The sequence below is a fragment of the Chamaesiphon polymorphus CCALA 037 genome, from assembly GCF_003003845.1.
Taxonomy (GTDB): Bacteria; Cyanobacteriota; Cyanobacteriia; order Cyanobacteriales; family Chamaesiphonaceae; genus Chamaesiphon; species Chamaesiphon polymorphus.
This window is the reverse complement of record NZ_PVWO01000164.1, coordinates 1-10,901: the sequence shown is the minus strand read 5'-3', so window position 1 is coordinate 10,901 and position 10,901 is coordinate 1. Positions and strand designations below refer to the sequence as shown.

At 46.2% G+C, this 10,901-nt stretch carries 14 protein-coding genes; 8 read left to right on the top strand and 6 right to left on the bottom strand.

All coding sequences use genetic code 11. The features are described 5' to 3' along the window. Positions 1-65: 65 nt before the first annotated feature. Positions 66-1,055 (bottom strand): aldo/keto reductase, encoded by a 990-nt coding sequence (locus tag C7B77_RS13970; protein ID WP_106305709.1) that lies wholly within the window; start codon positions 1,053-1,055, stop codon positions 66-68. Between the two features lie 337 nt (positions 1,056-1,392). On the opposite strand from C7B77_RS13970, the gene C7B77_RS13960 reads away from it, so the two are divergent. The 4 genes from C7B77_RS13960 (at position 1,393) to C7B77_RS13945 (ending at position 3,628) form a co-directional block, all read left to right on the top strand. Then, a complete protein-coding gene (locus C7B77_RS13960) occupies positions 1,393-1,620 on the top strand; it encodes a hypothetical protein (RefSeq protein ID WP_106305703.1) in 228 nt (75 codons plus the stop codon). Positions 1,621-1,659: 39 nt separating this feature from the next. Then, positions 1,660-2,226, top strand: coding sequence for a Uma2 family endonuclease (locus tag C7B77_RS13955; protein WP_106305700.1), 567 nt, complete (start codon positions 1,660-1,662; stop codon positions 2,224-2,226). Positions 2,227-2,390: 164 nt separating this feature from the next. Further along, complete coding sequence (locus C7B77_RS13950; protein WP_146138320.1) at positions 2,391-3,131, top strand: hypothetical protein; 741 nt, start codon at positions 2,391-2,393, stop codon at positions 3,129-3,131. 5 nt (positions 3,132-3,136) lie between these two features. Continuing rightward, entirely contained in the window at positions 3,137-3,628 is a 492-nt protein-coding gene (locus tag C7B77_RS13945) for a type II toxin-antitoxin system VapC family toxin (RefSeq protein ID WP_106305694.1), read from the top strand. Positions 3,629-3,724: 96 nt separating this feature from the next. On the opposite strand, the gene uvrB is transcribed toward C7B77_RS13945, so the two are convergent. Next, positions 3,725-5,731, bottom strand: a complete 2,007-nt coding sequence (gene uvrB / locus C7B77_RS13940; protein WP_106305690.1) for an excinuclease ABC subunit UvrB — start codon at positions 5,729-5,731, stop codon at positions 3,725-3,727. Here uvrB and C7B77_RS13935 point away from each other — a divergent pair. Further along, positions 5,730-6,395 (top strand): DUF4291 domain-containing protein, encoded by a 666-nt coding sequence (locus tag C7B77_RS13935; RefSeq protein WP_106305687.1) that lies wholly within the window; start codon positions 5,730-5,732, stop codon positions 6,393-6,395. The genes uvrB and C7B77_RS13935 overlap by 2 nt on opposite strands. A gap of 31 nt (positions 6,396-6,426) precedes the next feature. Here the strand turns inward: C7B77_RS13935 and C7B77_RS13930 are convergent, their stop codons facing one another. Next, the gene (locus C7B77_RS13930) at positions 6,427-6,687 is read right to left on the bottom strand and encodes a ribbon-helix-helix domain-containing protein (protein WP_106305684.1); all 261 of its coding nucleotides are present in this window, start codon (positions 6,685-6,687) and stop codon (positions 6,427-6,429) included. 134 nt (positions 6,688-6,821) lie between these two features. Between C7B77_RS13930 and C7B77_RS13925 the strand changes: the two genes are divergently transcribed. Beyond that, positions 6,822-7,517: a serine/threonine protein kinase gene (locus tag C7B77_RS13925; protein WP_106305681.1), complete on the top strand. Its 696-nt coding sequence runs from the start codon at positions 6,822-6,824 to the stop codon at positions 7,515-7,517. A gap of 73 nt (positions 7,518-7,590) precedes the next feature. On the opposite strand, the gene C7B77_RS13920 is transcribed toward C7B77_RS13925, so the two are convergent. Together C7B77_RS13920 and C7B77_RS13915 are read right to left on the bottom strand one after the other, a co-directional pair. Next, positions 7,591-7,893: a hypothetical protein gene (locus tag C7B77_RS13920; protein WP_106305678.1), complete on the bottom strand. Its 303-nt coding sequence runs from the start codon at positions 7,891-7,893 to the stop codon at positions 7,591-7,593. Further along, a complete protein-coding gene (locus C7B77_RS13915) occupies positions 7,880-8,413 on the bottom strand; it encodes a DUF4365 domain-containing protein (protein WP_106305674.1) in 534 nt (177 codons plus the stop codon). Before C7B77_RS13915 ends, C7B77_RS13920 begins: the two co-directional genes overlap by 14 nt. 172 nt (positions 8,414-8,585) lie before the next feature. Between C7B77_RS13915 and C7B77_RS13910 the strand changes: the two genes are divergently transcribed. Continuing rightward, the gene (locus tag C7B77_RS13910; protein WP_106305671.1) at positions 8,586-9,830 is read left to right on the top strand and encodes a saccharopine dehydrogenase family protein; all 1,245 of its coding nucleotides are present in this window, start codon (positions 8,586-8,588) and stop codon (positions 9,828-9,830) included. 344 nt (positions 9,831-10,174) lie between these two features. Continuing rightward, entirely contained in the window at positions 10,175-10,408 is a 234-nt protein-coding gene (locus C7B77_RS13905) for a hypothetical protein (protein WP_106305668.1), read from the top strand. A 91-nt stretch (positions 10,409-10,499) separates the two neighbouring features. On the opposite strand, the gene C7B77_RS13900 is transcribed toward C7B77_RS13905, so the two are convergent. Then, positions 10,500-10,901: hypothetical protein (locus C7B77_RS13900; RefSeq protein WP_219892151.1), on the bottom strand; the 402-nt coding region annotated here is incomplete at its 5' end.

The window sequence follows — 10,901 nt, the reverse complement described above, 5'->3', positions numbered from 1 at the left end:
ATCGGGTGCTGCGGAGATGGCGCACCCACCCCGCCCTGCGGGCACCCCTCCTGGGAGGGGATTTTTTAGAGGTTTACCATTTGCATCATGGCGGTGGGATAACGATCTCCGGATGCGGCACCTTTGGGGAGAATTGCATCGATCCGATCGAGTTCTGCATCTGTTAATTTGACATCTAATGCGCCGAGATTTTCGAGCAGGTAGGAAACGCGCTTTGTACCAGGAATCGGTACGAGATCGTCGCCCTGCTGGAGCAACCAGGCGATCGCCAGTTGAGCGGGAGTACAATTTTTAGCCTGCGCCATCTGCTGTACCTGTGCAACTAAATCTAAATTGCGATCGAAATTCTCTCCCTGAAAGCGCGGTGAGGTGCGTCGCCAGTCGTTTGGTTCTAAATCGTCAAAAGTCTTAATTTCCCCAGTGAGAAAGCCACGTCCGAGGGGACTCCAGGGCACGAATCCGATCTGGAGTTCGCGGCAAGTCGGCAAGATTTCATCTTCCACATCGCGACTCCACAGCGAGTACTCACTTTGCAATGCAGCGATCGGATGTACGGCATGAGCGCGGCGAATCGTGGCTGCGGATGCCTCTGATAAGCCCAAAAATCGGACTTTACCTTCTGTGACTAATTCCGCCATCGTCCCGACGGTATCTTCAATAGGCGTATTCGGATCGACGCGATGTTGGTAGTATAAGTCGATCGTTTCTACTCCCAATCGTCGCAAACTAGCCTCACAAGCCGAGCGCACGTATTCGGGACGGCCGTTGACGGGGATGGTATATCCGCCCGTGCTGACGTCGCTGAGTCCAAATTTGGTGGCAATGATGACCTTTTCACGACGATCTCCAATTGCTTTGCCGATTAGCGTTTCATTATGCCCCTTGCCATAGGCATCGGCGGTATCGAGGAATTTGACACCCAAATCGATGGCTTGATGGATAGTAGCAATCGCCTCTGCTTCGTCGGCAACACCATACACCCCCGACATGCCCATACAGCCCAATCCTAGAGCCGAAACCACCAGTCCTTTGTCGCCAAGTTTGCGAGTTTGCATCTATTTGGATCTCCTGTAACTCCTTTAACTTAAAGTAACCTTTCGTAGGGATCGTTTCAAGACTATGGAATGGGTGGCTGGATGCGATCGCCAAGACAACTCGATCGATTCAATGAGCTAAACTAGACCTATAAGGTAAAATATGCAGCGATGGAGCCAACGCCAAACCAGTTTAGAGAACTATTTTTAATTGGGCGCGAGCTAACAGCACAACTAAGATGTTATATCCGATTAATTGACATGCTGCCTAACGGGGAATTATGCCTTGTCGTCCAGCCTAGAGAATTTCCCACACAACATATAATCATTTACATCAATTCGATTGGAGAGCGAAGATATGTCTGAGAATATTACCGATCGATTCGATCGAGCTACCAATGACGAACTTATTGATTTTGTGCTGGAACATTTAGGTCAAGAACACGAACAAATTAGACAGTTGGCATTGCAAGAACACTTTCTCAGAGTAAAAAACGATCGAGAAACAGTACTAGCTCCATCTGGTGATGTCCGAGTTTTGAGATCGAAAATAGCCCAATTAGTGGAAAAGCAATCTAGTACCTAATTTCGCCGATCTAACCTTGAATCAGAGGTGCGCTCTTCAATGATTTCTGCAACCGAAAATTTTCCACAATTCACTCCTTTAGAGTACCTAGAGTGGGAGGCAAAACAAGAGCTGCGTTATGAATTTATCGATGGCAAAGTTCGTCCGATCGCCAATGAAGCTCTCGATCGAGCTATAACTGCAACGACCAACTTGAGTACTATGCTTCAAGAGCATTTGAAATGCACCATTTGTCGGGTATTTGGTGCAAATGTCAAAGTCCAAACCTTAGAATCTAATTCTTTTTGTTATCCCGATCTTAGCGTCAGCGGCGATGTTCACGATCGCAGTGCCAATAATTTTATCAGTCATCCCTGTCTGATTGTCGAAGTTTTATCGCCGACTACCGAAGTTTACGACAGAGGCGATAAGTTTGCCTTGTATCGCCAATCGCCTAGTTTACAAGAATATGTGTTAGTTAGTACCGATCGAGTCCACTTGGACGTATATCGACAGCCAGCAGTAGGAATGTGGGAATTTAGTTCTTATAGTTCTGGAGAGACGATCGAATTAACGAGTGTAAATTTTAGCTTTGAGATCGATCTCGTTTATGATTGGGTATTTTAGGCAACTCATTTGGTTTGAGCTTGGATATCCCAGGCTTAGACGGGGCTACGCTTGCCAATCCGAGCGGCCAGAGCGCGAGCAATATCTCGATCTACGGCAATCGTCAATTGACATGCGGTTTACGAATTAGTAAAGTTGAGATCTGTATCGATCGTATTAGTTACATGACAATCGCTACTTTTCATAGAGATCTGTTTGCCATTCCTGAACTGAGATTCCTTCATCCGAGATCGCTACTCTCGGATGAATTAAATGTCGATGGAGATATTGATAATCTGGCAGGTTCTGCGAAAGCTTTAGCTACCGCTAGAAAGATTCTGCGTGTGGCTAAATCCAGATATGGATGGAGCGACAGCGAAATTGAAGAATTATTCAATAAAGTTGAAGAAGATCCTAAATTCGCTCCAGGAGATAGAACGGCGAGGGTATTGATGATTGCTGACAATCACTGCTTAAACGCATATCTAGCTGAAGATTCAGCGAAACTTCCTTTCTGGCTTAACTTAGACTCCGAACAGCGCGAGGGTCTATTGTCTTATTCAAGTAGCTTGCAAAGGGAATTACCCGAGCTTAGTAAGATAAGTGTGTCACTTCGTTTTGAGTTGTCGAGGCTTTCTGTTCTGTATAGTGTTAATTTTACACGTTTATTTTTAGATCTAATTGAGAATTATGGCAAGATAGTAGACAATGCTGCTCGCATAGAAGAAATTTTGGAAAAGCGCGAAGGCAAACAGCCGAGAGTATTGAATTTCTCCAAAATGACTCAATCAGAGAGAGATGCTGCTGTAGAAAATTATAAAAGTATCCGACAAGCAAGAATAGATTGCCTTACTCCAGAACGATTAGAAGAATCTAACAAGCAGTTTGAACGTGCGTTAGAGTTGGTGGATAAGTCTAGGGAATAATATTAATGATTGTTTTTCTAGATACCAATGTGCTAGGGTTACTTGCTAAACCAAAGAAATGTTTTGATGAGTCATCAGATGAATCTTATCAGGTTCAACAGTGGTTTTATGGATTGCTATCTAAAGGAGTTCGCGTCGTAACTTCGACACTTTGTGACTACGAATTCCGTAGAGGCTTGCTGGAGCCTTCTAACAGATCGACTGAGCTTGCACCAGGATTAATCGAACTAGACGATATCGCCGCTAGAGGAATATTAGAATTCATTGCTGTTTCCAGAGAAGATTCGATTTTAGCCGCTCAGTTGTGGGTTGATGCACAAGCCGATGGGCGACCTACTAGCGATAAGAAAAAGATCGATATTGACGTAATTATTTCCGCTCAATGTCTGACATTACAGAAAGAAAACCCAGGACAAAAAGTTATTATGGCTACTACAAATACCAAGCATATTTCGAGATATTGTGACTCGGCTGATTGGCGGGAAATAAAACTTTAGTCTCAAGCTTTTCATGCTCGAACTTACATGCCAGCTCGGAGATATCATCCTGCCATAAACTGGCTAGTAATCCCGCTTATAGCAGTATTTTACGACTTAAACATTGCCGACTAATTTGCTCCGCAATTGTTTGATGCGATCGCGTAATGTGGCGGCTTTTTCAAATTCTAACTCCTTGGCGGCTACTTTCATTTCTGCTTCCAATTGAACGATGAGATCGGGAATTTGTTCGAGCGATAATTCATCGACATGCTCGATGACTGTCTCCAATTGTTGGGCATTCAAACGACGGGAAAGATCGAGAAATTGGAGGATCGAATTACTACCTGTCTTGACGATCGATTGGGGGGTAATATTATTGAGTTTATTATGTGCCATTTGAATCCCCCGACGGCGTTCGGTTTCATCGATCGCGGCAATCATGCTATCGGTTAATTTATCGCCATATAAGATTGCTTGTCCGCGAACGTGTCGAGCCGCACGTCCGATCGTTTGAATTAGCGATCGTGTCGAACGTAAGAACCCTTCTTTATCGGCATCCAGAATTGCGACTAAAGATACTTCCGGTAAATCCAAACCTTCTCGTAACAAGTTGACGCCAATTAATACGTCAAACTCACCTTTCTGTAAAGCTTGAATGATTTCGATCCGCTCGATCGATTGAATTTCGGAGTGGAGATATTTGACTTTAACATCCCGCTCGTGAAAATATTCGGTCAGATCTTCCGCCATCCGTTTGGTAAGCGTGGTAATTAATACGCGTTCGTGCAGCTTAACGCGATCGCGAATTTCACCTAATAAGTCGTCTACTTGTCCCTCCGTCGGACGCACGAAGATTTCGGGATCGATAACTCCCGTCGGACGAATGATTTGTTGAGCGATCCGATCTTCTGAGAGTTCCATTTCCCAGTCACCAGGGGTCGCCGAAACGAAAATACATTGATTCACCTTTTCCCAAAATTCATCAGCCTTTAACGGGCGATTATCTGCCGCACTGGGCAATCGAAAACCGTGGTCGATCAGGACTGTTTTGCGCGCTCGATCGCCATTATACATCCCGCGAATTTGGGGAACGGTAACGTGAGATTCATCGACTACCAATAACCAATCATCGTCGAAATAATCCAACAAACATTCCGGCGGATCGCCAGCTTTACGTCTGGCTAAATGGCGAGAATAATTTTCCACGCCATTACAAAAGCCAACTTCGCGCAACATTTCTAAATCGTAGCGCGTCCGCTGGTCGATGCGTTGAGCCTCGATTAATTTACCATTAGTTTCTAACTCGACGATCCGCTGTTTTAACTCTTCATCGATATCATTACATGCAGCTTCTAAAGTATCTTCCGGCGTCACAAAGTGCCGCGCGGGATAAATATTTAAACCGCCTAATGTATTGAGAATTTCTCCCGTCACCGGATCGACATAGCGAATCGCTTCAATTTCATCGCCAAAAAATTCGACCCGCACAATCCGATCTTCGTAAGCGGGGCCAATTTCCACTACATCCCCACGGACTCGAAAATTACCACGCTTCAAATCGATATCATTGCGACTATATTGCACTGAAACTAATTGCCGCAACATCTCCCGCTGGTCGATTTCCATTCCCACCTTCAGCGGAATTGCCGCCTTCAGATACTCGGCTGGCGTGCCCAAACCGTAGATACAACTAATCGAAGCCACCACAATTACATGCCGATGCTCGAATAACGATCGAGTCGCCGAATGCCGCAACATATCGATTTCATCATTAATTGCCGATGCTTTTTCAATAAAAGTATCGCTGACGGCAATATACGCCTCCGGCTGATAATAATCGTAATAAGAAACAAAATATTCGACGGCATTATGCGGAAAAAATTGCCGCAGTTCGTTACATAATTGTGCCGCTAATGTTTTATTATGAGCTAATACTAAGGTCGGTTTCTGATGCTGGGCGATCGTGGCCGCGATCGTAAATGTCTTACCCGTACCCGTTGCCCCCAGTAAGGTTTGAAACCGCTGTTCGGATTTTAACCCAGCCACGAGCTGCTCGATCGCCGCAGGTTGGTCGCCAGTGGGTTTAAATGGTGCTTCTAGTTGAAATTCGTTATCGTCCATGCGTCTTATTACTACCAGTTACACGGGACAAGAGATCGGATTGCCTAAAATCGGTCGTTACATTCTAGCGCAGTTTGACGATGAAGGGGTAATTGTGTACCAGGCATATCGACCCGAAATCGGACATTTTGCAGCGACTAACGGCTACTTCGGAGGCGAACGTTTCAGCCTGACAAGGATGAGCTGGATTAAGCCCAATTTCTTGTGGATGATGTATCGATCCGGCTGGGGACAGAAAGAGGGTCAGGAGGTGGTTTTGGCAGTTAAGATTAAGCGCGCAGCCTTCGATACGATCTTGGCTAATGCCGTCCGTTCTAGTTACAACTCCGATCTCTACCCCACCGAAAAGGATTGGAAACGCGCCGTAAGTAATTCTAACGTCAGATTGCAATGGGATCCCGACCACAGCCCGACTGGGGGCAAATTAGAGCGCAAAGCGATTCAATTAGGCTTGCGCGGGGAGATGCTCGAATCGTATGCTCGGGAGTGGATAATCTCGATCGAGGATATCTCTGAATTCGTCTACGAACAATATCAAAATCTAGCGGATTTCGATAAATTAATCGTACCGAGCGAGACGATTTATCCCGTGACAGATGCAAAAGTGGCCGCACAATTACAGATATCGGGGGATGCGATCGATCTAGAAGATACTTTAGTTTGAATCCTCAAACATAGATGGATCGACTCATCAACTATGCCTGACGAATCTGCTGGAAACGTTCTAAAATTCCATTCACAAATGTTTCACCATCAATCGGTGGTGTTCGATCGGATGCAGAGATCGCTTCATCAATTTTGATGCCCACTTGCCGACTCCACTCACTATCGGCACGGTCGTACTCATCTAGCAATTTTAGTGCAATTTCCAGGATTTCTCGAGCGGAGTTGTATTTTCCCGCTTGCAGTTTGGTTTTAATAAATTGTTCTCGATCGGGTGTAAGACTGATACTCATAAGTTTACTTAAGCTGAATCTAACCCGATCGACACGATTTTATTTTAGCCGATTTTTTACACTTATAGAGCTATGTAGACAGAAGGGAAAGCCATGTTGGATAATGGCGATCGTCGAACATAATATCGATCATCGTGACCTTACGCCCACCTCACATTGACGAATCGGCAAATCCAGAGTTCGATCGATCGCACTTACACCAACTCGTCCAGTGCATCGATCGAGAATTATTGCCACAGCTTATACTCCACAATAATTCTACCCACAACAATCCAGTGGTGGTCGATCGAGTACCAAGTCCCTGGCGGAAATTGGGTGCTGGCAATTATGCCGCAGTATTCGCTCATCCCGACTATCCCCAACAAGTGGTTAAGATTTATGCTCCTGGCATGGCTGGTTTTGAAGAAGAAATTGAGGTGTATCGGCGACTGGGCACTCACCCAGCTTACTCGGAATGTCTGTATGCTGGCGAAAATTTCTTGGTACTCAAACGGCTCTATGGCACCACTCTCTATGACAGCGTGCATCAGGGGTTGAGTATCCCGCCGCAAGTTATTACCGATATCGATCGAGCCTTGGATGATGCGCGCGCGCGAGGGCTAAACCCCTTTGACGTACACGGGCGGAATGTGATGATGTATAAAGGCAGAGGATTCGTCGTGGATGTCTCCGACTTTTTACATCAGGGCACTTGCCTCAAATGGCGGGACTTAAAACGAGCTTATTATTGGCTATATCGACCAATTATCCAGCCATTAAAATTGCGGATTCCTTACCCATTGCTAGATGTCGTGCGTAAGAGCTACCGATATTGTCGTCGGCTGCTTTAGGTTGCGAGAGAGCTAGCTTCGCCAAGAAACCCGACTTTTTGGAAAAAGTCGGGTTTCTGAATCCGTAAAATCGCTAGATCTGATGATTTGTAGATCTAGCACGAAGATCTATTATTAAGCTTTCAGGAGATCTATCTTCGAGAAAGGCAACTAAATTCACTGCTTCTGACAAACGGCGCAGCGCATCGCCAAAGCCATCATTTCGGGGCAAAGTTAAAACGATCGGGTTGCCGAAATCATCATTAATTCCTTGAAAGATCGTTACCCGTTGGTTTTGATTTGGCACCTTCTTCCAACCATGCTCGGTTAAACAAGTTGCCATATCATCTACCGATAGTTTGGCTTCTTTAAGTAATTGAGGGCTAATTTCTAACATATCCATTCTCCGCTAACAGCATATTCACGGCAGATGTCATTAACATTAACAACGATTCGGGGTAAAGTTCTTGTGTTCTGGAGATCCGAATTCGCACCGATTGTTTATTTTCGCTGAGTTCGCCCCGTAGATACTCCCAATAACACGCTCCACCCATAAATAAGCCCGATTCAGTAGTGGTTAACCATCGATCTGCATTTGAAGGTAAGACTTTGAGAATCAGAAGGCAAGGAGTAGCATCACTAGCTTGGCGGCGATGGACTAGATCGTTGTAAGTTTTCACTTCTAGATCGTAAACGATATATTCTGGTTCTAGGAAGCAATTAATTGAGGCTTTAAGCTGAAAGTCTAGAGCATACCCGCTGGTAAATCGCCGATTGCCAATGGATGTAATCTGGCGAAAGGTGCCATCAATACCAAAGTCTTTGTCGAAGGTGGAAATACTAACTCCAGCTCTAGCGGCGACAGCTTGAACGTGAGCGACGCTGAGAAGTTCTTCGATTATCTGTTGCGGAAACATGTTAAGGCGATTTGATGCTATTTGTAGTTTATCTCATAGTTACTCTGAAATTTGAGTAAACGTTCGACCCAATTCTGTCATCCAAATCGATCGGCTGATTTCTGCCAAATCGAGGCGGACTATAGTAGAGATAGAACTCAGACACAATTAGTCAATAGGCGATCGTCAGGTCATGCGTGAAACCAATTATGATGTAGTGCTGTACGGTGCCAGTGGCTTTGTGGGCAAACAAACTGTCCGGTATTTTGCCGAACGTGCTGGTGAAAAGGTGCGCTGGGCGATCGCAGGTCGCGATCGTAGCAAGCTAGAATCAGTCAAGGCAGAAGTAGGCATCGATGTCGATATTCTCGTCGCTGACAGTCAAGATAAAACCGCCATCGACGCGATCGTCTCCCAGACGCGGGTATTATTAAACACGGCTGGGCCATTTGCGCTGTATGGCAATGCGATCGTCGATGCGTGCGTTCGTTACCGTACCCATTATGTCGATATAACAGGCGAAACGCCGTGGGTGAAGGGATTAATCGATCGATATCACGTCCAAGCCGCCACCGATGGGACGCGGATTATCCCCTGCTGTGGCTTTGATTCTGTCCCCTCCGATTTGGGTGCCTATTTACTGGTGCGATATCTCCAGCGAGAACTGGGTACCGACTGTACTCAAGTCAAAGCTTATTATCAGGCGGCTGGTGGTTTTAATGGCGGGACGCTGGCTAGTGGTTTGAATATTTTGGATAGCGGCGAATTAGAGCAACTAGGCAATCCGTTTTTACTCAACCCGCCGGAATCCGTCCCCACAGATATAAACAAACATCGCGATCCTACTTCGCCCCAATACGATGCCGAGATGGAGACTTGGGTTGCGCCATTTTTTATGGGTGTGGTAAACACGCGCATCGTCCGCCGCAGTTGGGCATTATTCGATCGCGAAGCGTCTCTGGAAGAGAATCGATGGCAAGAATCTTACGGTAAGGATTTTAGCTATCAAGAATACTGTAAATTCAACCCGCCTTTGGCATGGCTTCAGTCTGCGGCAATGGTGGGGGGTATGGCGATAATTGGGGGCGCGATCGCGATCCCGCCGCTGCGCCATCTCATCGAATCGATTCTCCCAAAAGTTGGCAGCGGGCCGACGGAGCAAACGATGAATGAGGGTTGGTTTCGGTGCGAACTGTTGGGATGGGGCAGCCAAGGGCAACGGGTGCGGGGGCTGATTGCCGATGTGGGCGATCCTGGCAATCGCGCGACGGTTAAGTTTGTCTGCGAGTCGGCATTGTGTTTGGCCGTAGATTTCGACAGGTTGCCAGGAGGCGCACAGCGGGGTGGCATTTTGACTCCAGCAACTGGTTTGGGCGATGTGTTGGTACAACGGCTACAGCAGGCAGGAATGCGGCTGGAAGTTGAGACGATAATCTAAACGCGGAAATTGCGATTCATTCATTGACTGGCAACCCAACGATCGAATTTTAGCTGTTATAGTTTTAAGCCTCTTTAAGAATATTTTAGATTTTCTATGAGTCTAGATTTGAAGCGTAGACATTTTTGAAGGGCAAGCTTGTCTAATAGAGATTCTGGAGAAATCTTTGTGGTTTTCAATGCGATCGATTGTTGGCGCAGTCTCTGAAGTAAGAGAGCCGATTCCGATCTCGATCGAATTGTTCGATCGAGTCTAAATTCAGTAGCCTTGACACGATCGCGATCGAGACCTTAGATTAAGGACATATAAAGAGCACCTAAATTAAGGTCTTAAGAGTAACCTTGATGGCACAAGCAAAATTTACGCTAGAGCAGTCGCAAATCGATTTTCTCGAACAATTCAAAGAGCGTGGGTTCAAAGATAAAAGCTCGATCGTCCGCTTGGCGTTGGATCGACTTGCCCAAGAGCTAGAACGGCAAGAGTTGGAGCAATCTGCCGATTTGTATGCCCAATTGTATGCAGAGGATGAAGAACTCCAACAACTGACAGCCGCAGCGAGTGCGGACTGGCCGAAATGAGCGATTAGTTAGAAATTATGGAAAAAATCGATCGCGCTTTAAAGATTGTTTTTGACCTTTTGTAGGTTAGTTTAAGAACTCGGCGGGTGGACTAGCGCGCGCCAACCCAGACGTATTCTGGTTTCGATCGATCTGTGCCCCAGTAGCCGACAAAATTAGTGTAGTTTTCTGAGAATGTCATCTCCAGATTGCCAGTGCCATAGCGATCGATCCACACACATTGCATCGCGCGCGCTCTCATCGTTTTGCATTGAGATAATGTGCCAGTAACGCCACCTGTTGATTCGTTCAGGGTGTACCTACCACTTATCGAACCATCCCGCGCCGTGACAAATTCTGTGGTGCCAGAGACGAAGCTACCGCCGCTCCAGATTTGGCTTTGATACGCGCCGAATATCTTCACCTGGCTCAGATTTCGATTGGGAGCGGATGGCAGATCTTGCGCGAGTATCCTACTAGGGAGAATAGCTCCAATGACTGATAAGGACAGGAC

Coding starts and splice junctions, on each gene's coding strand:
- C7B77_RS13970 (WP_106305709.1), bottom strand. CDS start 1,055: ATGCAAACTCGCAAACTTGGCGACAAAGGACTGGTGGTTTCGGCTCTA.
- C7B77_RS13960 (WP_106305703.1), top strand. CDS start 1,393: ATGTCTGAGAATATTACCGATCGATTCGATCGAGCTACCAATGACGAA.
- C7B77_RS13955 (WP_106305700.1), top strand. CDS start 1,660: ATGATTTCTGCAACCGAAAATTTTCCACAATTCACTCCTTTAGAGTAC.
- C7B77_RS13950 (WP_146138320.1), top strand. CDS start 2,391: ATGACAATCGCTACTTTTCATAGAGATCTGTTTGCCATTCCTGAACTG.
- C7B77_RS13945 (WP_106305694.1), top strand. CDS start 3,137: ATGATTGTTTTTCTAGATACCAATGTGCTAGGGTTACTTGCTAAACCA.
- C7B77_RS13935 (WP_106305687.1), top strand. CDS start 5,730: ATGCGTCTTATTACTACCAGTTACACGGGACAAGAGATCGGATTGCCT.
- uvrB (WP_106305690.1), bottom strand. CDS start 5,731: ATGGACGATAACGAATTTCAACTAGAAGCACCATTTAAACCCACTGGC.
- C7B77_RS13930 (WP_106305684.1), bottom strand. CDS start 6,687: ATGAGTATCAGTCTTACACCCGATCGAGAACAATTTATTAAAACCAAA.
- C7B77_RS13920 (WP_106305678.1), bottom strand. CDS start 7,893: ATGTTAGAAATTAGCCCTCAATTACTTAAAGAAGCCAAACTATCGGTA.
- C7B77_RS13915 (WP_106305674.1), bottom strand. CDS start 8,413: ATGTTTCCGCAACAGATAATCGAAGAACTTCTCAGCGTCGCTCACGTT.
- C7B77_RS13910 (WP_106305671.1), top strand. CDS start 8,586: ATGCGTGAAACCAATTATGATGTAGTGCTGTACGGTGCCAGTGGCTTT.
- C7B77_RS13905 (WP_106305668.1), top strand. CDS start 10,175: ATGGCACAAGCAAAATTTACGCTAGAGCAGTCGCAAATCGATTTTCTC.